The 23,351-nt window shown below is 71.9% G+C and carries 23 protein-coding genes; 14 read left to right on the top strand and 9 right to left on the bottom strand.

The features are described from left to right. Nucleotides 1-168 precede the first annotated feature (168 nt). The 3 genes from ACFRU2_RS23835 (at nucleotide 169) to ACFRU2_RS23825 (ending at nucleotide 2,847) form a co-directional block, all read left to right on the top strand. Nucleotides 169-1,083 (top strand): fumarylacetoacetate hydrolase family protein, encoded by a 915-nt coding sequence (locus tag ACFRU2_RS23835; RefSeq protein WP_382975325.1) that lies wholly within the window; start codon nucleotides 169-171, stop codon nucleotides 1,081-1,083. Nucleotides 1,084-1,200: 117 nt separating this feature from the next. Beyond that, nucleotides 1,201-1,944, top strand: a complete 744-nt coding sequence (locus tag ACFRU2_RS23830) for an Asp/Glu racemase (RefSeq protein ID WP_382975760.1) — start codon at nucleotides 1,201-1,203, stop codon at nucleotides 1,942-1,944. A gap of 63 nt (nucleotides 1,945-2,007) precedes the next feature. After that, nucleotides 2,008-2,847 carry a PaaX family transcriptional regulator C-terminal domain-containing protein gene (locus ACFRU2_RS23825; RefSeq protein WP_382975322.1) on the top strand — a complete coding sequence of 280 codons (840 nt, stop codon included), beginning with the start codon at nucleotides 2,008-2,010 and terminating at the stop codon, nucleotides 2,845-2,847. Nucleotides 2,848-2,897: 50 nt separating this feature from the next. Here ACFRU2_RS23825 and ACFRU2_RS23820 read toward each other — a convergent pair whose 3' ends face one another. Further along, nucleotides 2,898-3,890: a LacI family DNA-binding transcriptional regulator gene (locus ACFRU2_RS23820; protein WP_382975320.1), complete on the bottom strand. Its 993-nt coding sequence runs from the start codon at nucleotides 3,888-3,890 to the stop codon at nucleotides 2,898-2,900. 425 nt (nucleotides 3,891-4,315) lie between these two features. Between ACFRU2_RS23820 and ACFRU2_RS23815 the strand changes: the two genes are divergently transcribed. The 7 genes from ACFRU2_RS23815 to ACFRU2_RS23785 all read left to right on the top strand — a co-directional run bounded on the left by ACFRU2_RS23815 (nucleotide 4,316) and on the right by ACFRU2_RS23785 (nucleotide 13,636). Continuing rightward, the gene (locus tag ACFRU2_RS23815) at nucleotides 4,316-6,034 is read left to right on the top strand and encodes a discoidin domain-containing protein (RefSeq protein WP_382975317.1); all 1,719 of its coding nucleotides are present in this window, start codon (nucleotides 4,316-4,318) and stop codon (nucleotides 6,032-6,034) included. A 71-nt stretch (nucleotides 6,035-6,105) separates the two neighbouring features. After that, nucleotides 6,106-7,470 (top strand): DUF1996 domain-containing protein, encoded by a 1,365-nt coding sequence (locus ACFRU2_RS23810; protein ID WP_382975315.1) that lies wholly within the window; start codon nucleotides 6,106-6,108, stop codon nucleotides 7,468-7,470. Next, entirely contained in the window at nucleotides 7,446-8,012 is a 567-nt protein-coding gene (locus ACFRU2_RS23805) for a DUF305 domain-containing protein (protein WP_382975312.1), read from the top strand. Before ACFRU2_RS23810 ends, ACFRU2_RS23805 begins: the two co-directional genes overlap by 25 nt. A gap of 88 nt (nucleotides 8,013-8,100) precedes the next feature. Continuing rightward, on the top strand, nucleotides 8,101-9,504 hold the full coding sequence (locus ACFRU2_RS23800) for a GH1 family beta-glucosidase (protein ID WP_382975309.1): 1,404 nt from the start codon (nucleotides 8,101-8,103) through the stop codon (nucleotides 9,502-9,504). Further along, nucleotides 9,501-10,748 carry an MFS transporter gene (locus ACFRU2_RS23795; RefSeq protein ID WP_382975306.1) on the top strand — a complete coding sequence of 416 codons (1,248 nt, stop codon included), beginning with the start codon at nucleotides 9,501-9,503 and terminating at the stop codon, nucleotides 10,746-10,748. Before ACFRU2_RS23800 ends, ACFRU2_RS23795 begins: the two co-directional genes overlap by 4 nt. Before the next feature lie 143 nt (nucleotides 10,749-10,891). After that, nucleotides 10,892-11,872: a VanW family protein gene (locus ACFRU2_RS23790; protein WP_382975303.1), complete on the top strand. Its 981-nt coding sequence runs from the start codon at nucleotides 10,892-10,894 to the stop codon at nucleotides 11,870-11,872. A gap of 114 nt (nucleotides 11,873-11,986) precedes the next feature. Next, complete coding sequence (locus ACFRU2_RS23785) at nucleotides 11,987-13,636, top strand: hypothetical protein (protein ID WP_382975300.1); 1,650 nt, start codon at nucleotides 11,987-11,989, stop codon at nucleotides 13,634-13,636. A gap of 58 nt (nucleotides 13,637-13,694) precedes the next feature. Here ACFRU2_RS23785 and ACFRU2_RS23780 read toward each other — a convergent pair whose 3' ends face one another. Genes ACFRU2_RS23780 through ACFRU2_RS23770 form a run of 3 tightly spaced genes read right to left on the bottom strand, consistent with a single transcriptional unit; the run spans nucleotide 13,695 to nucleotide 15,366 of the window. Next, the gene (locus ACFRU2_RS23780) at nucleotides 13,695-14,666 is read right to left on the bottom strand and encodes an NAD(P)-dependent alcohol dehydrogenase (protein WP_382975296.1); all 972 of its coding nucleotides are present in this window, start codon (nucleotides 14,664-14,666) and stop codon (nucleotides 13,695-13,697) included. Then, nucleotides 14,663-14,902 (bottom strand): helix-turn-helix transcriptional regulator, encoded by a 240-nt coding sequence (locus ACFRU2_RS23775; protein ID WP_382975759.1) that lies wholly within the window; start codon nucleotides 14,900-14,902, stop codon nucleotides 14,663-14,665. Before ACFRU2_RS23775 ends, ACFRU2_RS23780 begins: the two co-directional genes overlap by 4 nt. After that, nucleotides 14,899-15,366 carry a hypothetical protein gene (locus ACFRU2_RS23770; RefSeq protein WP_382975293.1) on the bottom strand — a complete coding sequence of 156 codons (468 nt, stop codon included), beginning with the start codon at nucleotides 15,364-15,366 and terminating at the stop codon, nucleotides 14,899-14,901. Before ACFRU2_RS23770 ends, ACFRU2_RS23775 begins: the two co-directional genes overlap by 4 nt. Before the next feature lie 134 nt (nucleotides 15,367-15,500). Here ACFRU2_RS23770 and ACFRU2_RS23765 point away from each other — a divergent pair, with 134 nt between their 5' ends. The 4 genes from ACFRU2_RS23765 (at nucleotide 15,501) to ACFRU2_RS23750 (ending at nucleotide 19,146) form a co-directional block, all read left to right on the top strand. Continuing rightward, entirely contained in the window at nucleotides 15,501-16,145 is a 645-nt protein-coding gene (locus ACFRU2_RS23765; RefSeq protein WP_382975290.1) for a hypothetical protein, read from the top strand. Between the two features lie 108 nt (nucleotides 16,146-16,253). Next, a complete protein-coding gene (locus ACFRU2_RS23760; RefSeq protein WP_382975757.1) occupies nucleotides 16,254-16,496 on the top strand; it encodes a ferredoxin in 243 nt (80 codons plus the stop codon). Beyond that, nucleotides 16,489-17,883 (top strand): NAD(P)/FAD-dependent oxidoreductase, encoded by a 1,395-nt coding sequence (locus ACFRU2_RS23755; protein WP_382975287.1) that lies wholly within the window; start codon nucleotides 16,489-16,491, stop codon nucleotides 17,881-17,883. Before ACFRU2_RS23760 ends, ACFRU2_RS23755 begins: the two co-directional genes overlap by 8 nt. Nucleotides 17,884-17,907: 24 nt before the next feature. After that, nucleotides 17,908-19,146: a cytochrome P450 gene (locus ACFRU2_RS23750; protein ID WP_382975284.1), complete on the top strand. Its 1,239-nt coding sequence runs from the start codon at nucleotides 17,908-17,910 to the stop codon at nucleotides 19,144-19,146. A gap of 93 nt (nucleotides 19,147-19,239) precedes the next feature. On the opposite strand, the gene ACFRU2_RS23745 is transcribed toward ACFRU2_RS23750, so the two are convergent. From ACFRU2_RS23745 to ACFRU2_RS23725, 5 genes are all read right to left on the bottom strand, one after another. Continuing rightward, a complete protein-coding gene (locus tag ACFRU2_RS23745) occupies nucleotides 19,240-19,491 on the bottom strand; it encodes an EF-hand domain-containing protein (protein ID WP_327250773.1) in 252 nt (83 codons plus the stop codon). Nucleotides 19,492-19,598: 107 nt separating this feature from the next. Continuing rightward, the gene (locus ACFRU2_RS23740; RefSeq protein ID WP_382975281.1) at nucleotides 19,599-20,672 is read right to left on the bottom strand and encodes a mechanosensitive ion channel family protein; all 1,074 of its coding nucleotides are present in this window, start codon (nucleotides 20,670-20,672) and stop codon (nucleotides 19,599-19,601) included. A 162-nt stretch (nucleotides 20,673-20,834) separates the two neighbouring features. Continuing rightward, a complete protein-coding gene (locus tag ACFRU2_RS23735) occupies nucleotides 20,835-21,665 on the bottom strand; it encodes an amino acid ABC transporter ATP-binding protein (RefSeq protein WP_382975278.1) in 831 nt (276 codons plus the stop codon). 7 nt (nucleotides 21,666-21,672) lie between these two features. Further along, nucleotides 21,673-22,473, bottom strand: coding sequence for an amino acid ABC transporter permease (locus ACFRU2_RS23730; protein ID WP_327308669.1), 801 nt, complete (start codon nucleotides 22,471-22,473; stop codon nucleotides 21,673-21,675). Continuing rightward, nucleotides 22,470-23,318: an ABC transporter substrate-binding protein gene (locus ACFRU2_RS23725; protein ID WP_374213291.1), complete on the bottom strand. Its 849-nt coding sequence runs from the start codon at nucleotides 23,316-23,318 to the stop codon at nucleotides 22,470-22,472. Before ACFRU2_RS23725 ends, ACFRU2_RS23730 begins: the two co-directional genes overlap by 4 nt. Between the last annotated feature and the right edge of the window lie 33 nt (nucleotides 23,319-23,351).

Raw genomic sequence — 23,351 nt, 5'->3', positions numbered from 1 at the left:
CACCGCACGACCGGCCGGGGGGGGGGGGGGGACGCCCCCCCGCCCCCCCCCCAACCCCAACCAAAGAGAACCCAAACCACGACCCTCCCCTCCCCCCCCCCCCACCCCCGCACCACCGCCCTTCCTCCCCGTCCCTGATCTCCCGCCCCTCTCCCTTAGGAGCCACCGATGCGACTGGTGACCTACACGACCGCGCCGATGACCGCAGCCGCCGACCGCCTGGGAGCCCAGGCCGACGGCCTGGTGTACGACCTCGCGGCCCTCGCCCTGCACGCGGGCGTCGAACTGCCCGCCGACCTGCTCTCCTTCGTCCGGGCCGGCGCCCCCGCCCGCGAGGCGGCCGCACGCCTGCTGGCGGGCGACCCCGCGGACCGGCCCGCCGGGGCCGTCCACCGGCTGGAGGACGTCACCCTGCGCGCTCCGCTGCGCCCCGGCAAGATCATCGGGGTGGGGCTGAACTACGTGGAGCACGTGGAGGAGTCCAGCCGGAGCCTGGACACGGACAAGGACCTGCCCCCGCGTCCGGTGCTCTTCAGCAAGCCCGCCACCGCCGTCACCGGCCCCGGGTCGCCGATCCTGCACAACGCCGACCTCACGACGCAGCTCGACTGGGAGTGCGAGCTCGCCGTGGTGATCGGTACGACCGCCTTCCGGGTGACCGAGGAGGAGGCGTACGGCCACATCTTCGGCTACAGCATCGTCAACGACATCAGCGCCCGCGACCAGCGCCGCTCCGGCCAGTGGTTCTTCTCCAAGGGCCAGGACTCCTACGCCCCCTTCGGCCCGGCCGTGGTCACCGCGGACGAGGTCCCGGACCCGATGGACCTCGACCTCGAACTGCGGGTGAACGGGGTCACCAAGCAGAAGTCCAACACCCGACACATGCTGTTCCCCATCGCCCGGCTCATCGCCGACATCAGCTCGGGCGTGACCCTGGAGCCCGGCGACGTCATCGCGACCGGCTCCCCGTCCGGCGTCGGCGCCGGCATGGTCCCGCCGGAGTTCCTCGTGCCCGGTGACACCGTCGAGGCCACCGTCGAGATCATCGGAACCCTCGCCAACCCGGTCGTCGACGCCCGCTGATCCGGCCGGAACCCGGACCCGACACCCATCCCGGCACCCCTGCCACAGACCCGAGGAGCACCCGTGCCGCCCCGCACCTACCGCATCGGCCAGATCGTCCCGAGTTCCAACGTCACCATGGAGACCGAGGTCCCCGCGATCCTGCGCGCCCGCATGGGGATCGCGCCCGACGACCGCTTCACCTTCCACTCCAGCCGCATGCGCATGACCCACGTGACGCCGGAGCAGCTCAAGGCGATGGACGCCGATTCCGACCGCTGCGCCGTGGAACTCTCGGACGCGCGGGTCGACGTGCTCGGCTACGCCTGCCTGGTCGCCATCATGAGCATGGGCCTCGGCTACCACCGCGCCTCCGAGGAACGCCTGCACGCGCGCACCGCGGAGAACGGGGCCCCCGCCCCCGTGGTGACCAGCGCGGGCGCCCTGGTCCACGGGCTGCACACCATGGGCGCCAGGAAGGTGGCCCTGCTGGCCCCGTACATGCGCCCGCTCACCCAGACCGTCGTCGACTACCTCACCCACGAGGGCATCGAGGTCCTCGACTTCCAGGCCCTGGAGATCCCGAACAACCTCGACGTGGCGGCCCACGACCCGGCCAGGCTCCCCGGCCTGGCCCGCGCCCTGGACTACGCGGACGCGGACGCGGTCGTCCTGTCGGCCTGCGTGCAGATGCCCTCGCTCGGCGCCATCGAGGAGGCCGAGCAGCTGCTCGGCAAGCCGGTGGTCTCCGCGGCGGTCTGCACGGCCCACCAGATGCTGCGCGCCCTCGACCTGCCGGCGGTCGCCCCCGGCGCGGGCCACCTCCTCTCCGGGGCGTACGCGGAGGCCCCCCTGCACCCCGGGAGGCCGGCCGCGGGGTGACCGGCGGCGGCGCGGCCGCTGCTCCTCGATAGGATCACGACCCCACACCACGGGAAGGTGATCATGTCGGACAGCCCCCTCAGGCCCAGCTCGTTGATCAGTACGGTCTACGGGGCCTTCGTGCGCGGGAGCGGCGGCTGGATCTCCGTCGCCGACCTGATCACGCTCATGTCGGAACTCGGCGTCGAGAGCCAGGCGGTGCGCTCGGCCATCTCCCGGCTCAAGAAGAAGGGCGTCCTCGAACCGGAGCGCCGCGGAGCCACCGGGTACCGGCTCAGCCCGGCCGTCCACCCCGTCTTCGACGCCGGTGACCGGCGCATCTTCGCCAGCCTCGAACCGGCGGACCTCGACGACGGCTGGGCCATGGCCGTCTTCTCCGTACCGGAGTCCGAGCGCTCCCACCGCTACCAGCTGCGCACCAGGCTGACCTGGCTCGGCTTCGGCAACATCGCCCCCGGCGTGTGGCTGGCGCCGGGCCGGCTCCTGGAGGACGCGCGCGACATGCTCGTCCGGCTCGGCCTGAGCGAGTACGTCCACCTGTTCGCCGCCGCCGACTACGCCGCGTTCAGCGACCTGCCGGAGGCGGTGAGTTCCTGGTGGGACTTCCCCGCGATCCAGGCCCAGTACGCCACCTTCACCGGCGCGTACGCACCGGTCGCCGCGAAGCTCGCCCTCCAGGACGGCATCGACGCCGCCGAGGCCTTCCGCCACTACGTGCCGATGCTGACCGAGTGGCGCCGGCTGCCCTACCTCGACCCGGGCCTGCCCGCCGAGCTGCTCCCCGCGGACTGGAACGCCGTGGGCGCCCGGCAGGTCTTCCAGCAACTGCACGAGGTCCTGGCGGGGCCGGGCCTGCGGCACGTACAGGACGTGACGGGCACCGCGGCCGGCGGGACCCCCTAGGGGGGGTGTCCCGTGGGTCCCGGGGAGCGCTCCCCGGGGCCACGGCTCCCTCAGGACGACTCGCGGACCACGAGGGCGTTCGGCATGACCACCCGGTCCCTGGAGCCGCCCTCGATCAGGCCCAGGAGCAGCCGCACCGTGGCCGTGGCCTGATCGGCCATGGGGCTGCGTACGGAGGTGAGGGCGGGGACGGTGTAGGCGGCGGCCTCGATGTCGTCGAAGCCGACGACGGCCACGTCCTCGGGGACCCGCAGGCCCACCTGCCGCAGGGTGCGCAGGGCGCCGACGGCCATCAGGTCGTTGGCCGCGAACACCGCGTCCAGCTCGGGGTCGTCCTCCAGCAGCTGCCGCATGGCCTCGGCTCCGGAGGCCCGGGTGAAATCGCCGAGCGCCACGATGGAGCGGCGCCCGGTGCCGCGCAGGGCGGCGCGGTAGCCGTCGAGGCGCTCGCGGGCCTCGAAGAGGTCCAGCGGTCCGGTGATGGTGGCGATCCGGCGCCGGCCGCGTTCCAGGAGGTGGCGTACGGCGAGCGCGGCGCCGGCCGCGTTGTCCAGTTCCACGTACGGCACGTCCGGGGCGCAGGTGCGGTTGAACGAGGCGACCGGCAGGCCCGTCCTGGCCAGGGCTGCGGGCAGCGGGTCCGTGCCGTGCAGGGCGACGAGCATGACGCCGTCGACGTGTCCGCCGGCCACGTACTCCTCGACCCGGGCCCGGCTCCGGTCGGATTCGGCGAGCATGAGCACGACCTGTTTCCCGGCGGCCTCCAGCTCCCTGCTGACGGCGCGGACCACGGTGGAGAAGAGGGGGTCGTCGGAGACCACTCCCTGGGGAGGGTCGGAGACGACCACGGCCACCGCGTGGGTCCGGCGGGTCACGAGGTTGCGGGCGGCGGCGTTGGGCACGTATCCCAGTTCGCGGACGGCCCGCATGACGACCTCGCGGATCTCGGGCGCGACCGTGGCCTCGCCGTTGACGACGCGGGAGACGCTCGACCGGGACACGCCCGCGCGGGCGGCGACCACTTCCAGCGTGGGTCTTCTCATTGCGGCCCGTTCCGTTGGGCGGTGCTGCCGCCGGGTCCGGGCCGGACGGCCCGCGGGGAGCGTTCTCCGGTGATGGTGGACCCGAGCCTGATCGACTGTCAACAGGGCCTGATTTTTTAGCGGTTGAGGCGCGTCGAGAGCGCTTTCACCGCCTGCGGCGGCTTCTGCCTGGTCACCACGGTCCGCCGAGTGAGGCGCAGATCTTGGGAGAGCGCTCCACGACGGGACGAACCGGTGTCGCCCGCGTTTCCACCAGGTGACGGGAGGCCTTGACAGCCCTGGTGGGCCACCCCATCCTCACCCCTCAGGGAGCGCTCTCTGGCTTCCGGAACGGCCAAGTCCCGTGGTTCCCAACGGGATTGCCCGGCCTTCCTCCCCTCCCACTCCTCTCACCCCTTCTTCCCCCCACGCACTCTGGAGTCGCCGTGCCCCCGTCGCTGCGCCGCCTCGGCTTACTCTTCGCCGTCGCGTTCACCCTCCTCGCCTTCAGCACCCTCCCCGCCTCCCCCGCCCGCGCCGCCGAAACCCTGCTGTCGCAGGGCAGGTCCGTCACCGTCTCCGGCAGCGAGCCCGGCTACAGCCCCGCGAGCGCCGTCGACGGGAACGCGGGCACCCGCTGGTCCAGCGCCTTCGCGGACCCGCAGTGGATCCAGGTGGACCTGGGGTCCGCGGCCACGGTCACCCGGGTCTCCCTCATCTGGGAGGCCGCGTACGCCAAGGCCTTCCAGATCCAGGTCTCGGACGACGCCGCGAACTGGACCACGGTCTACGGGACGACCGCGGGCGCCGGCGGCACCCAGAACCTGACCGTGTCCGGCACCGGCCGCTACGTCCGGATGTACGGGACCCAGCGCGCCACCGGATACGGCTACTCCCTCTGGGAGTTCCAGGTCTACGGCATCCCCGGCACCGGCGACGGCGGCGGTGACGCGCTCCTCTCGTACGGCAGGACGGGCGCGGCCTCCTCCTCGCAGGCCGACGGGAACTGCTGGGAATGCACCCCGGCGAGGGCCTTCGACCGCGACCCCGCCTCCCGCTGGGCGACCAGCCCCGCCACCGGCTGGACGGATCCCGGCTGGATCTCCGTGGACCTCGGCGCGCCCGCGCAGATCCACAAGGTGGTCCTCCAGTGGGACCCGGCCTACGCCAAGTCCTTCCAGATCCAGGTCTCCCCGGACGGAAACACGTGGACCCCGGTCTACTCCACGACGGCGGGCACGGGCTTCAAGCAGACCCTGACCGTCTCGGGCTCCGGGCGGTACGTGCGGATGTACGGCACCGAGCGCGCGACCCCGTACGGATACTCCCTGTGGGAGTTCCAGGTGTACGGCACCGGCGGCGCCCCGGTGACTCCCCCGCCGCTCCCGCCGGACCCCGCGAACCCGCCGCGGCTGGTGTGGAGCGACGAGTTCGACGGCCCCGCGGCCGGCAAGCCCGATCCCGCCAAGTGGCGTGCGGACCCGGGCACCGGGCAGAACGGGGAGCTGGAGTACTACACCGACCACCAGAACGCCGCGAAGGACGGCGCGGGCCACCTCGTCATGGAGGCCCGCAAGGAGGCCACGCCCGGCAAGGGCTGCCCGCCCGACCCGCTGACCGGCAGCACCACCTGCCAGTACACCTCCGCGCGGATGAACACCGGGGCCACGTTCCAGTTCACGTACGGGCGCGTCGAGGCCCGGATCAAGGTCCCCAAGGGCAACGGGCTGTGGCCGGCGTTCTGGATGATGGGCGGCGACTTCCTGACCGGGCGGCCGTGGCCGTACAACGGCGAGATCGACATCATGGAGATCCTCGGCAAGGACGTGAAGACCTCCTACTCCACCGTCCACGCCCCCGCGTACAACGGCGGCGGCGGGATCGGCGGGCCGTACGCGCTCCCGGGCAACGCCGACTTCTCAGACGACTACCACGTCTGGGCCGCCGACTGGAACAGCAAGGGCATCGTCTACAGCCTGGACGGGCGGACCGTCTTCACCCTCGACAAGGACCAGGTGGAGCGCACCCGCGGGCCGTGGGTCTTCGACCACCCCCACTACATGATCCTCAACCTCGCGGTGGGCGGTGACTGGCCCGGTCCAACGGACGCCGGTACTCCCTTCCCCGCCCGGATGCTCGTCGACTACGTGCGCGTCTACCAGTGACCCGCCGGGGCTGCCCGCCCCCCGGGCAGCCCCTCCCCTCCCCCACCCCCTCAGCCCTGTGAGGAATCCCCATGAGAAAGCCCCGAATACGCCGGGCCCTGCTCGCGTGCGGGCTGGCGACGGTGCTCGCCGCCGGCCTGAGCGCCACGATCGCCGGCGCGCCCGCCGGAGCCGCCACCGTCCTGGTCCAGGCCGAGGCCTACGCCGCCCAGAACGGCGCCGTGTTCGAAGCGACCGCCGACGCGGACGGCGGACAGAACGCCGCGTACCTCGCCGACGGCGACTGGCTGCGTTTCGACAACGTGGACCTCGGCGCCGCCGGCCCCCTCACGGTCTCGGCCCGCGTGGCCTCCGCCGTCGGCGGCACCGGCGCCGTGGAACTGCACACCGGATCCGCCGACGGACCGCTGCTCGCCCGGATCGAGATCCCGGTGACCGGCGGCTGGCAGAGCTGGGCCACGCGCACCGCGGACGTGACCGCCCACCCCACCGGCCCGCAGACCGTGTTCGCGGTGATGCGGAACAGCGGCGCCGGGGACTTCGTCAACATCAACTGGTTCTCCTTCGGCACCGGTTCCGCCCCGGGATGGATCCCCGTCGACCAGGCGAAGTGGGGTGCCCAGCTGGCCCAGTTCCGGGCGATGACCCCCGCTCCGGTGCCCGCGAACTCGGTGCGCGTTCCCGAGTTCAACGCCACCTGCGTCTACAGCCACTCCAAGCCCGACGACCCGATCGTGGCCCCCGGTCTGCCCGGCGCGTCCCACATGCACAGCTTCTTCGGCAACCGCAGCACGGACGCGTTCACGACGACCGAGTCCCTGCTGTCCCACGCCGCGACCAGTTGTTCGCCCGCCAAGGACCTCTCCAGCTACTGGATCCCGACCCTGTACGAGCGCGGCAAGGCGGTCGAACCCGAAGGGATGATCGTCTACTACGGCTCCCGGCTGCCCGACCCCACGGCGACGGTCCCCTTCCCCCAGGGCTTCCGGGTGATCGCGGGCAACTCCAAGTCCCAGGTGCCCACTCCGGCCGGCTCGCCCAACCAGTTCTGGTGCGCGGGCGAGGGCGGTGAGATCGGCCGCAGCGCCGACGGGAACTGGCCGGTGTGCGCTCCGACCGCCAAGCTGGTGTACCAGTTGGTCTTCCCGGACTGCTGGGACGGCAAGCACCTCGACAGCCCCGACCACAAGTCGCACGTCTCCTACAACACCGTGGGCGGCAAGTGCTCCGGCGCCCACCCCGTCGCCATTCCCTCCGTCTCCTTCGTGATCGGCTACCCCACCAGCGGCAGCCCCGACGGCCTCTCGCTGTCTTCGGGCATGGCCTCCTCCATCCACGGCGACTTCTTCAACGCCTGGGACAACACCGCGCTCGGCCAGCGCGTGAAGGACTGCGTCGTGCAGAGCGCCAAGTGCAATTCCGCCGGTACGTTCTGAGCCGGCGGCCCGTGTGGGCCCTGCTCGCGGCGCTCCTGGCCACCGGTTGCAGTGCGCAACCGGTGGCCGGGACGCCGCGGGCGGCGGCCTTCAACGCCACCGACACAGCCTGGATCCAACTGATGATCCCCATGGACGAGCGGGCCCGGCTGCTGACCGGTCTGGCGCCGGGGCGGGGCGGGGATCCTGCGCTGGCGCGGTTCGCGGAGCGGGCGGCGGACCGGCAGGAGGCCGAACTCGCGCGGCTGCGTGGACTCTTGGCGCTGTCCGCGGCGCCCGACACCCGCCCGCACGAGGGGCACGACATGCCGGGCATGGTCTCCGCCGACACCCTGCGCAGGGCCGGAGCACTGTCGGGGGAGGAGTTCGACCGGGTCTTCGCCGCCGCCCTGCGGGCCCATCTCACGCAGTCCCTCCTGCTCTGCGCGGGCGAACGCGCCTCGGGCGGGGCCGGGGAGGCCCGGCAGCTCGCCGGGGAGCTGGAGACTTCGGGCGCGCGGGAGCTCGCCCTGCTCGACGCGGTGCGCCCACCGCCCCGGTAAAAGTTGAGAATTGTTCACTTTCCATTGACAGGGTGGGTCCGGGGACCCGAAAGTGCCGTGAACGTCCCCGAGACCGAAGCGAGTCCGCATGTCAGCGTCCGTACCGCCCGTACCTCCCGCGCCGCCCGTACCGCCCGTTCTGCGGTTCCCGGCGGACTTCCGCTGGGGTGTCTCCGCCTCCGCGTTCCAGATCGAGGGCTCCCCCACCGCCGACGGCCGGGGGCCCTCCTCCTGGGACGCCTTCACCCGGGAGGAGGGGCGCGTCAAGGACGGCTCGCACGCGGAGGTGGCCACCGACCACTACCGCCGCTACCGCGAGGACGTGGCCCTGATGGGCGGACTGGGCGTGGACGCCTACCGGTTCTCCGTCTCCTGGTCCCGGGTCCTTCCCGACGGGCACGGGGCGGTCAACCGGGCGGGGCTGGACTTCTACGACCGGCTCGTCGACGAGCTGTGCGCCGCGGGGATCGATCCGGTCCCCACCCTCTTCCACTGGGACACCCCGCTCGCCCTGGAGGAGCGGGGCGGCTGGCTGGAGCGCGACACCGCCGAGCGGTTCGCGGCGTACGCCTCGGTGGTCGCGGAGCGGCTCGCCGACCGCGTGCCGATGTGGATCACCATCAACGAGCCCGCCGAGGTGACCCTCCTGGGGTACGGCCTCGGCGAGCACGCCCCGGGCAAGCAGCTCGTCTTCGACGCCCTGCCCGCCGCCCACCACCAGCTCCTGGCCCACGGTCTGGGCGTACAGGCCCTGCGCGCGGCGGGCGCCCGCCACATCGGCATAGCCGCCTCGCACAGCCCCGTCTGGGCCGCCGGCGACAGCGAGGAGGACCGGGCCGCCGCCGCGTTGTACGACACCCTCACCAACCGTCTCTTCGCCGACCCGATCCTGACCGGCGCCTACCCGGACGGCCTGGAGTCCCTGCTGCCCGGACCGGTGGCCGAGGACCTCAAGACGATCTCGGCGCCGCTGGACTGGTACGGGGTCAACTACTACAACCCGATGCTCGTCGGCGCCCCCACCCCGGCCGGCACCTCCGCCTTCGGCGGGATCGAGATCCCTTCCGGACTCCCCTTCGGCATCCGGGAGATCGAGGGGTACGAGCGGACCGACTTCGACTGGCCGGTGGTCCCGGACGGGCTGCGCGAACTGCTCGCCACCCTGCGCGAGCGCTACGGGGACCGGCTCCCGCCGCTGTACATCACCGAGAACGGCTGCTCGTACGGGGACGGGCCGGACCCGGGCACGGGCCGGATCGAGGACGCCCGCCGGATCGCGTACCACGAGGGCCACGTGCGCGCCCTGCACGAGGCGATGGCCGAGGGGGCCGACGTCCGCGGCTACTTCATCTGGTCGATCCTCGACAACTTCGAATGGGCGGAGGGCTACCGGCAGCGGTTCGGCCTGGTCCACGTCGACTACGAGACCCTCGCCCGAACCCCCAAGGAGTCGTACGCCTGGTACCGCGACCTGATCAAGAGCGGCAGGTGACCGCCGGGCCGAAGGCCGCCGCGGCGGAGGAGACCGCCACACCGCCCGGCGGCCGGTGGGTGAGCGCGCTGTCCCTCGCCAACCTCGGGGTGTGGGTCGGCTGGTTCGGCCCGCTCCAGCTGCTGCTGGCGCGCCAGGCCGAGCAGCTCGCCCCGGACCACAAGGCCTCCACCCTCGCCCTGGTGACGGGGCTGGGGGCGGCCGTCTCGATGGTCGCCAATCCCGTCTTCGGAGCCCTGTCCGACCGTACGACGGCGCGCGCGGGCCGCCGGATCCCCTGGGTGGTCGCCGGGGTGGCGGGCGGGGCGGCCGGCCTGGTGGTCCTCGGGCTCGCGCAGAGCATCGCGGTGGTGATCGCGGGCTGGTGCCTGGTGCAGCTCGCGCTCAACGCCGCCTTCGCCGCACTCACCGCGGCCGTCCCCGACCAGGTCCCGGCCCGGCAGCGCGGGCTGGTCGGCGGCTGGCTCGGCGTCTCCCAGGTCATCGGGATCCTGGTGGGCACGGCGCTGGCGACGGTCGCGGGCGGGATCACCGCCGGCTATCTGGCCTGCGCGGCCTTCTCGGTGCTCGCGGCCGTTCCGTACGTCCTGATGCGCCGGGACTCGGTGCTCGCTCCCGCCGCCCGGCCGGTCTTCCGGTGGCGCGGCTTCCTGACCGGCTTCTGGATCGACCCGCGACGCCATCCCGACTTCGGCTGGGCCTGGCTGACCCGGTTCCTGATGAACCTCTCGTACTCCATCAGCACGATGTACCTGCTCTACTACCTGACCGACGCCGTGCACTACCGGGGCGACGCGGACACCGGCGTCCTGATCCTCACCGCGCTCAACGCCCTCACCCTGCTCTCCACCGTGGTGATCAGCGGCGTCCGGTCCGACCGCAGCGGCCGCCGGAAGTCCTACGTCATCCGGTCGGGGCTGGTCATCGCCGCGGCCACGCTGCTGCTCGCCGTCTGGCAGACCTGGACCGGCGCGGTCGTCGCCTCGCTCGTCCTGGGCCTCGGCTTCGGCGTGTACACGGCGGTGGACTTCGCCCTGCTCACGGACGTGCTGCCGACCGCGGAGGACCGGGGCAGGGACCTGGGCGTCATCAACATCGCCAATGCGCTGCCGCAGGTTCTGGCCCCCGTGATCGCCGCCCCGGTCGTCACCCACCTCGGCGGGTACACGGCCCTGTACGCGCTGGCGGGAGCCCTGGCCCTGGCGGGATCGCTGCTGGTCAGGCGGATCCGCTCGGTCCCGTAGGCGGTCCCGCAGGTGGTCCCGCAGGTGGTCCCGCAGGTGGTCCCGCAGGGGGCACTATCGTGAGACCCGGCACATTTCTCACCCTTTTGGTCCGTTTTGGACCAAGCTTGTGTGGTTCGGATTCCGAAGCGACAGGGAGAGACATGCGACGCGCCCACGGCCGTACGGCCACCACGCGGATCGCCCTGATATCGGCCGGTACGGCCGCCGTGCTCGGCCTCGGCGGCTTCTCCGCCGGTACCGCGGCAGCCGCGGGCACGCCGACCCCGGACCGGACCGCCCAGCCCGCGGCAGCCGCCCCGGCAGCCGTCGGGCAGCAGGTCCTCTCCACCTTCACGGTCGCCTATCCCGCCGCGCCCTACCGCACGCACAACATCGCGCGCGCCGTGGAACTGATCAACGGGGCCGTCGTCGAGCAGGGCGACATCTGGAGCTTCAACCAGGCCGTGGGCGAGCGGACCGTGGAGAACGGCTTCGTCGACGGCATCATGATCAACGACGGCCGCTACGTGAAGTCCCCGGGCGGCGGGGTCTCCGCGGTCGCGACGACCATGTACAACGCCATGTTCTTCGCGGGCCTGAAGCCGGTGGAGCACGGGGCGCACTCGTTCTACATCGAGCGGTACCCGGAAGGCCGCGAGGCCACCGTCGCCTGGGGCACCCTCGACCTGCGCTGGCAGAACGACTCGGGGCACCCGGTGACCGTCCGGGCCTCGTCCACCGCCGAGTCGGTGACCGTCACCCTGCTCGGAACGAAGCAGTACGACGAGATCCGCGCGACCAAGGGCCCGCGCACCCACGTCACGCCGCCGGTGAAGCGCACCGTCGCCGGACCCACCTGTGAGCCGCAGACCCCGCTGGAGGGGTTCGACGTCTCCGTGGACCGCGTCTTCGTCCGGGGCGGCCACGAGGTCGGCCGCGAGACGTTCCGTACGCACTACACCCCGCGCGACGAGATCGTCTGCGCCCCGGAATCCCCCACGGCCACGCCCGGCGCGACGGCCCCCTCCGGCGGCGCGACCCCGGCGGCTCCCGGCCCTTCGTCGGCCCCTTCCGCGTCCGGGTCCCCTTCCCCGTCCGCCTCTGGCTCCGCACCGGCCGCCGGGTTCCCTTCCGCCTCCTGAGCGGCTTCGTCCCCTGACCCCGGAATCTTTCCGGAAATGCGTACAACCCTCAGGGCTGGTCGCATGTCACACCCCATGACAAGTCCGAGGGTGTGAAAAACAACAGGGGGACCGGTGCGCAATCGCCGACTCGTAGTGTCAGCCGTCGCCATCGCCGCGGCCGGCATGGGATTCGTACCCGGTGCGGCCCACGCCGCCGAACCGGTGCCGCCGGGCGCCCAGGCGGCGACCGCGCCCGGTTTCGACGTGAAGAAGGCCGGCAAGGCGGGACTCCAGACGTTCACCAGCCCGGCCGGCAACGCGGTGCGGCGGACGCTGCCCGCCGCCGGGAAGAAGGCCTCGGCGCAGCAGGCCGCCGCCGGGAACCCGAACCTGTCCGTCGTCCTGCTGGCCGAGGCCACGACGGCGCACGGGTTCAAGCTGGTCACCACGATCGGGAGCGCTGACGTCTCGCTCAACGTCGTCATCGACTGGGGCGACGGGACCTCCGACCGGGCCGAGGCCTTCGGCGACGAGGTGCTCACGACCGAGCACGTCTACGCGGAGGCCGGTGAGCACCTGGCCAAGATCACGGTGACCGACCCCGTGAACCAGGCCGAGGTCGTCAACGAGCTGCCGCTGCTGGCCGCGGGATCGGACTTCACCCCGTACGGGCCCACCCGGCTCCTGGACACCCGCGGTTCCTTCGCGACCAAGGTGCCCGCGTACACGAGCGCCCGGGTGAAGGTGGCCGGCAACGGCAAGATCCCGGCCGGGGTCACCGCGGTGGCCCTGAACGTCACCGTCACCAACGCCCGGAGCAGCGGTCACGTGATCGCCTTCGCCTCGGGCCGCGAACGGCCGGCCACGTCGAACCTCAACTTCGCGCCCGGTCAGACGGTGCCGAACCTGGTGATCGTGCCGGTCGGCAAGGACGGCTACGTGGAGCTGTACAACGGCGGCTGGGACTCGATCGACCTGATCGCGGACGTCACCGGCTACTTCAGCCGCACGCAGGGCAGCGGCTACACCCCCGAAGCGCCGGTTCGCATCGTCGACACCCGCGAGGGCATCGGCCGGGGCGGCAAGCGGGGCCAGGTCGCGGGCCAGGGATCGTTCAAGATCCAGTTCCCGCGGGGTCTCTACACGGCCGTCGCGCTGAACGTGACCGTCACCAATCCGCGGGACGCGGGCCACCTGACGGCCTACCCGAGCGACCAGCCGGCGCCCACCACCTCGAACCTGAACTTCGTGGGCGGGCAGACGGTCGCCAACTCGGTGATCGTGCCGGTCGCCGCCGACGGTTCGGTGACCATCCGCAACGGAGCCTGGCAGCCCACCGACGTCGTCATCGACCTGGTCGGCAACTACAGCACTGCCAGCGCCGGCTCCCTCATGACGCTCGACGAGCCGGGCCGGGTCCTCGACACCCGCGCCGCGTACTCGGACGGCCCGGCCAGCCCGCGGGGCTACTACTCCGTCCCCCTCTCCCCCGGCGTGCCCGGCGTCGCCGGCTACGTGCTGAACACGACGGTCACCAACACGCTCGGCCCCGGCTTCCTTTCGGTGGCTCCGGACCCGAACTCGGTGGAGGACTACGAGAACGGCACGAACGTGTGGCCCCAGCGCCCCGTGTCCTCGACCTTGAACTGGACCAAGGGCGCGACCGTCCCCAACCTGGCGCAGGCGAGTTCCGGAGCCCACGGCATCGTCGACTTCTGGAACCAGGGCTGGGAGCCCACGGACCTGATCGTCGACATCTTCGGCTACTACGAGACCAACTGAGCTCGCTTCACGGGTACTCCGGGACCGGCCGTCGCCGCCGGTCCCGGAGCCTTTCGGTCTAAGGCGTGATCAGTGTCTTGCCGCGCGCTTCGCCCCGGTGGAGCCGGTCGATGGCGTCCGGGGCGTCGGCGAGCCGGCAGGTGCGGTGGACGGCCGGGGACAGGGTGCCGTCCTCGACGTGCCGCCGCAGGACCTCCAGGTCCGCCTGACGTTCGGCGGAGACGAACCCCTTGAGGCCGTGGCGCACGAAGGGGTTCAGCAGGGCGGCCCACAGGACCCGGCCCATGCCGCCCAGCCAGGGGCCGCCGCCCTCGCCGCCGACGATCACGAGCGTGCCGCGCGGGGTGAGGGCGCGCCGGAGGCGGGACAGCGCGCGGTTGCCCGCGGTGTCCAGGATGAGGTCGTAGCGGCGCACGCCGTCCGCGAACTCCTCGCGGGTGTAGTCGATCACCTCGTCCGCGCCGAGCCCGCGCACCAGCTCCGTCTTGGCGGTGCTGCACACCCCGGTCACGTGCGCCCCGTACGCCTTCGCCAGCTGGACAGCGAAGGTGCCGACGCCGCCCGCGGCCCCGATGACCAGGACCCGCTGCCCCGGCTGCACCCGCCCCGCGTCGCGCAGCGCCTGGAGGGCGGTGAGCCCGGAGATCGGGAGGGCGGCCGCCTGCTCCGGGGGCAGCCCTGCGGGCACCGGCGCCAGCTTGTCCTGCCGGGCGGTCGCGTACTGCGCGAAGGAGCCCTCGCAGATCCCGAACACCTCGTCGCCCACTCCGAAGGCGCTCACACCCTCGCCGACCGCCTCGACCCGTCCGGAGACCTCCCGGCCGCGTACGGGGACGGCGGGTGCGCGCAGCCCGTAGCCGAGGAGCCGCAGCAGGTAGGGCTTGCCGCTCATGAGGTGCCAGACCCCCGCGTCCAGGCCGGCGGCCCGGACGGCTATGAGCACCTCCCCGTTGCCCGGTCTCGGCGTTTCGACGTCTCTGAGCTCCAGCACCTCGCTGGAGCCGTACGTGTCCTGCATGATCGCCTTCACGGCGCCGTCCCTTCGTCGTCTGCACTGCCTGCGTACTGGAATACCTGTTCGAGCGGCACGGCGAAGACGCGGGCGATCCTGAACGCCGTCTCCAGCGAGGGCGAGTAGCGGCCCTTCTCGATGGCGATGACGGTCTGGCGGGTCACGCCGATGCGCTCCGCCAGCTCCGCCTGGGTCATCTCCCCGCCCTCGAAGCGCAGGATCCTGATCCGGTTCGTGATGCCGGTGGGCTTCACCACTGCTGGAACCCCTGGCGGTAGGCGGCGAGCTTGACGGCCGAACCGAGGACCGCGGAGAGGACGAAGCCCAGGTAGAGGGCGTTCGAGATCCAGAAGCGGTCCGCCCCGGCCATCGACAGGATCAGCGCGGCCACACCGCCGATGGCGAGGAAGGACTGTCCGGCGTGCTCGCCGAGGAGGCCGATCTCCTTGTCCCGCTGGTCCTTGACGTCGGCCTCGCCGGGCTTGGCCACCGCCACGGCGATGTTGAGCAGGATCGCGGCGGCGATGGCGCCGCCGACCGTCCAGAGCAGCGGCGTGATGTACGGAACCTCCGTCAGGGGGACCCCGCCGCCGGACCGGCCCAGCACGAGGGCCAGGTAGACCGCGTACGCGACGGCCGCGACCACCCCCATGATCCATGCGCGCTTCTCTTCGAAGGCCACGACCGCACCCGCTCCCGTGTAAAAGAACTTTGACATCACGAAGGTAAAAGGATCCATACTTCATGTCAATAATTTCTTACACGCGGCGTTCGGGAAACGGCCCGGGGGCCATGTCACCCGGGCGCGCGGCCCCGCTGGCACCACGGCCGCACCGCGGGCTTGCTGGACGCATGAGACTAGGAGCACCGGGGACGCCCCCGGGACAGAGCCTGAGCACCCCCAGGGCGGCGGGGCTCGCGGGGATCCTCTTCGCCGTCCTCATGGCGGCGGCGATCGTGCTGGCCCGGATCGGCCTGCCCGAGGGGGGCGGCGCGGCCGAGATCGAGGTCACCTCGGGGCAGCGGGACGCGGTGACCACCGCGCTGGAGCTCGTCCCCTTCGCGGGCATCGCCTTCCTGTGGTTCATGGGCGCACTGCGGGAGCACTCCGGCGAGGCCGAGGACCGGTTCGTCGCCAGCGTCTTCCTGGGCAGCGGGATGGTCTTCGTCGCCTGCCTCTTCGGCGCCTCCGCGGCGGCGGGAACGGTGCTGGACGCCGATCAGCCCCAGGAGTTCGGCCGCCACTTCGCCTACACGCTGCTGACCACCTACGGGATGCGGATGGCCGCCGTGTTCGTGATCGCGACCTCCACGATCGGCCGCCGTCTCGGGGTCTTCCCGCGCCCGCTGACCCTGACCGGGTACCTCGCCGGCCTGGTGCTGCTGGTGGCGGGTTCCTCCCTGCCCTGGTCCGAGCTGGTCTTCCCGGCCTGGGCCCTGCTCGTGAGCCTGTACATCCTGCGGTCGGGCCGGGGCCGCCCCCGCCCGGCCGCCTGAGGGGCGACCCGCGCACCACTCCGATGGCGGCACCTGACGCGCTCCTTAGCACCAGCGAGCGCAGGCTGGTTCGGAAAGCCCAGGGGGGCACCGAAAGGACTCACCTTGCTGAGGCTCGTCGTCGATCTCAACCGGTGCCAGGGATACGCGCAGTGCGCCTTCCTCGCCCCCGACGTCTTCGCGATGCACGGGGACGAAGGGCTGCTCTACGATCCGCAGGCCGAGGACGCCCAGCGCGAGCGCGTGGCCCAGGCCGTGGCCGCCTGCCCCGTGCAGGCGATCCTCGTGGACGAACTGGACCTGGCCGCCACCGCCCCCGCCCGCTCCGGAGGGGAGGCCTCCGATGGCTGACACCGCCCTGGACCACCTCAAGCGCTCCGGCCGCATCGTGGTCGTCGGCGCCTCGCTGGCCGGCCTGCGCGCCGCCGAGGTCATGCGGGAGAAGGGCTTCGCCGGCACGCTGACCATGATCGGCGACGAGCCACACCAGCCGTACGACCGGCCCCCGCTGTCCAAAGGGGTGCTGCTGGGCAAGGCCGAGGCCGAGCAGACCCTGCTCCCCCGTCGGCGCGACATCGGAGCCGAATGGCGCCTCGGCGTCGCGGCCACCGGGCTCGACATGGCGGCCCGTACGGTCAAGCTCGCCGACGGCGAGGAGGTCCCGTACGACCGTCTCCTGATCGCCACCGGGGTCCGGGCCCGGCCCTGGCCCAACGAGGCCGAGGGCGAGCTCGACGGGGTGTTCACCCTGCGCACCCGCGAGGACGGGGCGGGCCTGGCCCGCGCCCTGGCCGCCGGACCGCGCCGGGTCCTGGTCATCGGCGCAGGCTTCACCGGCTCCGAGATCGCCTCGGCGTGCCGCGAACGCGGACTGGAGGTCACCGTCGCCGAACGCGGCAACGGCCCCCTGGTCGGCGCCCTGGGCGGGGTGATCGGGGCCGTGGCCGCCGAACTCCACCGGGAGAACGGCGTGGACCTGCGCACCGGGATCTCGGTGACCGCCCTGGAGGGCGACTCCACCGGACGGGTGCGCGCCGCGCACCTCTCCGACGGCACCACGCTGGAATGCGACGTGGTGGTCGTCTCCCTCGGCGCCCAGCGCAACACCGAGTGGCTGATGGGCTCGGGGCTCGGCGCGGGGCCGCGCGGGATCGCCTGCGACGCCGGCTGCCGGGCCTTCGACCTCCGCGGGATCGTCACCGACGACATCTACGTGGCGGGCGACGTGGCCCGCTCCCCGCACGCGCTGTTCGGCTACCAGTTCCTCTCCCTGGAGCACTGGGGCAACGCCGTGGCGCAGGCCGAGACCGCCGCCCACAACATGCTGAGCGAGAGCACCGACCGCCGGCCGCACCTGTGGGTGCCGGCGTTCTGGTCCTCCCAGTTCGGCGTGAACATCAAGTCCGTCGGCGTTCCCTCCATGGGCACCGAGATCATGATCACCCAGGGGTCCCGGGCCGAGCGCCGGTTCACCGGGGTCTACGGCTACCAGGGCCGGGTCATCGGGGCCGTCACCTTCGACAACGCGCGCTGGCTGCAGTTCTACGAGAAGCAGATCGAGTGCACGGCGCCGTTCCCGCCCCCGTACACCACGGTGGACCGGCGCCCCGACGGACAGCGGCCGATCCCGGCCGACTTCCCCGACCCCTCCGTGCCCACGCACGGCCCGACCATCACCCTCAGCGGGTACTCGCCGGCCGACCGCCGGATCGCCACCTTCACTCCCGCCGGGCACTGACCCGCACGTTCCCGGAGGACCCCCATGGCCCACGGCATCCTGAGCCAGATCCTGGACTATTCCAGCCGCGCGAACCCGTACCCGCTGTACGAGGAGCTGCGCAAGACCCCCGTCTTCCACGAGGGGACCGGCCCTTACGTCATCAGCACCTACTACGACATCCAGAGCCTGCTGCACGATCCGCGGCTCAGCTCCGACGCCCGCAACCTGGCCGCCACGGCCGGGGACCCGCTGGCGGAGGGCGGGGAGGCGGAGGAGACCGCGCTGCCGCCGGCCTTCCTGAAGCTGGACCCGCCGGAACACGACCGGCTGCGCCGGATGACCAACCGGCCCTTCGGGCCGCCGCACTCCCCGCACCGCGTCGACGGGATGCGCGGCGGGCTGAAGGACATCGTCACCGGTCTCATCGACAACCTCGGGGACACCGAGGACATCGACCTGGTCGACCAGTTCGCCTACCCGTTCCCGGTGACGATGATCTGTCAGCTGCTCGGCGTACCGCGCGAGGACGAGCCCAAGTTCCACGTCTGGGCCGACACCCTCGCCGCCAGCCTGGACCCCGATCCGGACGCCGATCCCGCCGAACGGCAGCGCAAGACCCACGACTCCCGCATGGAGCTGGGCATGTACCTGGCCGGGCTGATCGAACAGCGCCGCAAGGATCCCGGCGAGGACATGCTCTCCCAACTGGCCGTGGGGCACGGCCCGGACGAGTCCATGTCCACGATGGAGCTGCTGAGCACGGCGGCCCTGCTGCTGATCGCCGGCCACGAGACCACGGTCAACCTGATCACCAACGGGATGCTGACGCTGCTCCGCAACCCGGACGTGCTGGCGCAGTTGCGGAAGGAACCCGGCCTGGCCGTGCCTCTGGTGGAGGAGCTGCTGCGGTTCGAACCTCCGGTGCAACTGCTGCCGCAGCGGACGCCGTTGGTCGACATCGAGGTCGGCGGGGTGACCATCCCCAAGGGCTCCTCGATGTGGCTGATCCTGGCCTCCGGCAACCGGGACCCGAACCGCTTCGAGAACCCGGACCGCTTCGACCCGTACCGCAAGGACATCCAGCACCTGGGCCTGGGCAGCGGCATCCACAGCTGCTTCGGCGCCCCGCTGGCCCGGATGGAGGCGCAGCTCGCGCTGAGCGAGCTGGCCCGGCGGCTGGAGAACCCGCGGCTGCTGGAGGACCCGCCGCCCTACCGGCAGAACGCGGTGCTGCGCGGGCCGCGGCACCTGCGGATCGCCTGCGACGGGATCCGCGCCTGAGCAGGCCCTGAGCGAGCGTGCCCTGAGCCGAGCGCGCCCCGAGCGGCCCCCGAACGGGTCCCGGACCGACCCTGGTCCGGGGCCCGTTCGCGGCTACCAGCCGAAGCGGCGGTCGACCTCGCGCTCGAACTCCTCGAAGCTCAGCACGTCGTCGCCGTCGGCGTTCGCCCGGTCGAAGAGGGCCGAGGAGGTGTCCACGTCGCCCACGGCCCAGAAGGGCAGATCGCCCTGGGCGGCGAGGGTGGGGCCCTTGCTGCGCAGGGCCGTGATCACCTCGACCCGGGTCAGCACCCCGTCGCTGTTCAGGTCGAGCGCGTCGAAGAGCTTGCGGGCCTTCTCACTCATGACAGGGTCCTTTCGATGGGCGGCGCGGTGCGGGTGACGTCGGGGCACGGGCCCCGGGGCGTCAGCTTATGACCCGCCTCCCCGCCGCCCTCCTCCGGTGTCCCCCGCTACCGCGCACCGTCCGCCAGCGCCGGGACGGACGCCTCGCGCTGATGAGGGACGGGCGACACCGCCGGAGACGCGGCGAGCGGCTCGGACCGGGAGTCCTCCTGCCGGAGCGCGACCGTCCGCGTGGGGGCGGGGATCGAGATGCCCTCCGCCCGGAACCGGCTGTGCAGCCGCTTGATGAACTCGTGCTTGATCCGGTACTGGTCGCTGAACTCGCCCACGCCGAGGATCACGGTGAAGTTGATCCTGGAGTCCGCGAAGGTGTGGAACCGTACGAGTGCCTCGTGGTCGGGAACCGCGCCCTTGACGTCCGCCATCACTGCGTCGACCACCTCGATGGTCACCCGCTCGACGTGCTCCAGGTCGCTCTCGTAGCCCACTCCCACCTGGACCAGGATCGACAACTGCTGCTCGGGCTGGGTGAAGTTGGTCATGTTCGTGCGCGCGAGGCGCCCGTTGGGGATGATCACCAGGTTGTTCGACAGGTTGCGAACCACGGTGTTGCGCCAGTTGATGTCGACGACGTACCCCTCTTCACCGCTCGTCAGCCGGATGTAGTCACCCGGCTGCACCGTCTTCGAGGCGAGGATGTGCACGCCCGCGAAGAGGTTGGCGAGGGTGTCCTGCAGGGCCAGGGCGACCGCGAGACCGCCCACCCCGAGGGCCGTGACCAGCGGCGCGATGGACACGCCCACGCTTTCCAGGGCGACGAGCACGCCCATCGCTCCCGTCCGGGCCTGGGCCACGGACTGCACGAGGCCGGCCACGACGCGGGCCGCGCCGATCGTGGCCACGAGGATCAGCAGTGCGGTCAGCGAGTGGCTCACCCAGCCCGAGGCGCGCGGGCCGAGGGGCAGCGTCGAGGCGGCCACGGCGGCGCCCGCGATGACGGCCGCCGCCGGTGCCAGGGTGCGCAGCGCGTCGACCATGAGGTCGTCGCCGCTCCAGCGGGTCCTGAGGGCGTGCTTGGCCAGCCACCGTACGAGGGCGCGCAGGAGGAGCCCGGCCAGCCCGCCCGCGGCGAGCGCGATGCCGGCGACCAGCCAGTCGTGCAGGACGAGTTCCCGGCTCATCGGACGCCCCCCGCCCCTCGCCGGACCGGGGAAGTGGGAGCTGCCCCTGCGGGCCGCCGTATGAGGGGTGTGGTCACCTTGTCACCTGTCAGTTCGTCGTGCGTGGGGCCGCGTTCGCGCATGCGTGCGCATCCGGAACGGGGGTGCCATCCTGCCCCATGATCAACACGGCGGCGCAGGTGGGCCTTCTCCGCGGGCCCCGGGTGCCTCGGCCGCCGCCGGGTCCAGGATCCGGTTGAGGAAGCCTCTGGTCCGCTCCTCCAGGGGATCCCCGACCACCTGGGCCGCCGGGCCCTGCTCGACGATCACTCCGCCGTCCATGAACACGACCCGGTCCGCGACCTCGCGGGCGAAGCTCATCTCGTGGGTGACGACCATCATCGTCATGCCCTCGCCCGCCAGGACCCGCATCACCGCCAGGACCTCGCCGACGAGTTCGGGGTCCAGCGCGGAGGTCGGCTCGTCGAAGAGCATCACTTCAGGGCCCATCGACAGGGCCCGGGCGATCGCCACCCGCTGCTGCTGACCGCCGGACAACTGGGCGGGGTACGCCTCGGACTTGTCGGAGAGACCGACGCGCGCGAGGTTCTTCCGGGCCACGGCCTCGGCCTCGGCCTTGTTCCTGCCCAGGACGCGGCGCTGGGGCAGGACGAGGTTCTCGCGCACGCTCACGTGCGGGAAGAGGTTGAACTGCTGGAAGACCATCCCAATGCGGCGGCGCACGGCGTCGATGTCGACGTCCGGATCGGTGAGCTCGGTACCGCCGACGAACACCCGGCCCTCGCTGGGCTCTTCGAGCAGGTTCACGCAGCGCAGCAGCGTCGACTTGCCCGATCCGGAGGGCCCGATGACGCACACCACCTCGCCCCGGGCGATGTCCAGATCGATGCCGCGCAGGACGTGGTTGGCGCCGAAGGACTTGTGCAGTCCCCGGATCTCGATCTCCGGACCGTCCGTGGCCGTCGTGTCCACCGCTGGGGCCTCCTGTTGCATGTCGTCCTCACACGGCCTTGTCCGCGCGGGCCTCCAGGCGGCGCACCACGAAGCTCAGCGGCACGGTCACCAGGAGGTAGCACAGGCCCGCGACCAGGATCGGGGTGGAGTTGGCGGTCTGGCTGGCGAGGTCCCGTCCGAACTTCGTCAGTTCCCGCTCCGACAGCGTCACCCCGAGGAACAGCACGAGCGAGGAGTCCTTGAACAGCAGGACGAGTTCGTTGGTGAGGGGCGGGATGACGATGCGGAAGGCCTGCGGGATGACGATCGAGACCATGGCGCGGGCGTGCGAGAAGCCCAGCGAGCGGGCGGCTTCCATCTGCCCCTTGGGCACCGCCTGGATGCCGGCCCGAATCGTTTCCGCCATGTAGGCGGCGGCCACCAGTCCCAGCCCGATCGCGACCTTGCCGTACGTGCCGCCCGGGATCTCCGTACCGGGGAACGCCAGGGGCACGGCCACGCCCACGAAGATGAAGATCAGCAGGGCCGGGAGCCCCCGGAACAGCTCGATGTAGACGCTCGCGACCCACCGGTACGGGGCCACGGAGGACAGCCGCATCATGGCGATGACCAGGCCGAGGACCAGCCCGAGCAGGAAGCCGGACGTCGTGTAGATCACCGTGTTGCGCAGGGCCGTGGTGATGATGTCCGGGAAGAGCCGCAGCGCCAGGTCCTTCTGGGCGAACTGGTTCTGCAGCCTCCCCCAGTCCGCGGAGACGGCGATCAGCACCAGCACCGCGACGAAGAGCGCGTACTGGAGTCCCTGCGAGACCCGGCGGCGCTGGCGCCGGGTCAGCCGGGAGGTCACGGGGTGGTCTGGGGCAGCGGGCCGATCCACTGCTCGTAGAGCTTCTTGTAGGTGCCGTCGGCCTTGGCGTCGGTGATGGCCTTGTCGATCGCGGCCACGAGGGCGGTGTTGCCCTTCTTCACCGAGAACCCGTACTGCTCGCCGGTCTCGATGTTCTGTCCGAGGGTGAACTCGGCGGCGTTCTTGGGGTCCTTGAGCCAGCCCTGGACCACGGGGTAGTCGATGACGACCGCGTCCACCTGGCCGGTGCGCAGTCCGTTGATGACCGCGTCCGAGCTCTCGAAGGCGACGGGGTCGAAGCCCTGGGCCTTGGCGTAGCTCTCGCCGGTGGTCTCGGCCTGCGCGCCCAGCTTCTTCGACTTCGCCTTGAGGTCGGCGAGCGAGGTGACGCCGCTCTTCTTGGTGGCGAGGAGCGCCTGCGTGGCGTCGAAGTAGGGGACGGAGAAGTCCACGTTCTTCTTGCGCTCGTCGGTGATCGTCATGCCGGCGGCAGCGAGGTCGCACTCGCCGGAGTTGAGGAAGGCCCCGGTCTTGAAGTTCTCGAAGGGAGTATCGAGGATCTTCTGCTCGACCTGGAGCCGGCTCGCCACCAGGTCGACCAGGGCCACGTCGAAGCCGACGACCTTGCCGTCCTTCTCGAACTGGAACGGCGGATAGGGCAGGTGGGTGCAGGTCGTCAGTTTGCCCTTCTCCACGACGGGCACTCCGCCGGCCGCCTCGCTCGGGCCGTCACCACCCGAGGAGCATCCCGCGACGAGGAACGCGCCCGCCGCCGCGGCCGCGGCGGTGACGCGGATGCGGAGGCTGCCGGGACGCTTGCGGTTTCCTCTGGCCGTCCGGAACACGGTGGACCTCCACGAGTGCGGGTCGAGCGGCGA

Source organism: Streptomyces sp. NPDC056883, assembly GCF_042788835.1.
Lineage (GTDB): Bacteria > Actinomycetota > Actinomycetes > Streptomycetales > Streptomycetaceae > Streptomyces > Streptomyces stoeckheimensis.
Note: the sequence above shows the minus strand (reverse complement) of the source record. Positions and strands in the feature narration are given on the sequence as shown.

Excerpts from the sequence above, each read along its gene's own strand:
- ACFRU2_RS23835 (WP_382975325.1), top strand. The coding sequence starts at position 169 with ATGCGACTGGTGACCTACACGACCGCGCCGATGACCGCAGCCGCCGAC.
- ACFRU2_RS23830 (WP_382975760.1), top strand. The coding sequence starts at position 1,201 with ATGGAGACCGAGGTCCCCGCGATCCTGCGCGCCCGCATGGGGATCGCG.
- ACFRU2_RS23825 (WP_382975322.1), top strand. The coding sequence starts at position 2,008 with ATGTCGGACAGCCCCCTCAGGCCCAGCTCGTTGATCAGTACGGTCTAC.
- ACFRU2_RS23820 (WP_382975320.1), bottom strand. The coding sequence starts at position 3,890 with ATGAGAAGACCCACGCTGGAAGTGGTCGCCGCCCGCGCGGGCGTGTCC.
- ACFRU2_RS23810 (WP_382975315.1), top strand. The coding sequence starts at position 6,106 with ATGAGAAAGCCCCGAATACGCCGGGCCCTGCTCGCGTGCGGGCTGGCG.
- ACFRU2_RS23800 (WP_382975309.1), top strand. The coding sequence starts at position 8,101 with ATGTCAGCGTCCGTACCGCCCGTACCTCCCGCGCCGCCCGTACCGCCC.
- ACFRU2_RS23790 (WP_382975303.1), top strand. The coding sequence starts at position 10,892 with ATGCGACGCGCCCACGGCCGTACGGCCACCACGCGGATCGCCCTGATA.
- ACFRU2_RS23770 (WP_382975293.1), bottom strand. The coding sequence starts at position 15,366 with ATGTCAAAGTTCTTTTACACGGGAGCGGGTGCGGTCGTGGCCTTCGAA.
- ACFRU2_RS23765 (WP_382975290.1), top strand. The coding sequence starts at position 15,501 with ATGAGACTAGGAGCACCGGGGACGCCCCCGGGACAGAGCCTGAGCACC.
- ACFRU2_RS23755 (WP_382975287.1), top strand. The coding sequence starts at position 16,489 with ATGGCTGACACCGCCCTGGACCACCTCAAGCGCTCCGGCCGCATCGTG.
- ACFRU2_RS23750 (WP_382975284.1), top strand. The coding sequence starts at position 17,908 with ATGGCCCACGGCATCCTGAGCCAGATCCTGGACTATTCCAGCCGCGCG.
- ACFRU2_RS23745 (WP_327250773.1), bottom strand. The coding sequence starts at position 19,491 with ATGAGTGAGAAGGCCCGCAAGCTCTTCGACGCGCTCGACCTGAACAGC.
- ACFRU2_RS23740 (WP_382975281.1), bottom strand. The coding sequence starts at position 20,672 with ATGAGCCGGGAACTCGTCCTGCACGACTGGCTGGTCGCCGGCATCGCG.
- ACFRU2_RS23735 (WP_382975278.1), bottom strand. The coding sequence starts at position 21,665 with ATGCAACAGGAGGCCCCAGCGGTGGACACGACGGCCACGGACGGTCCG.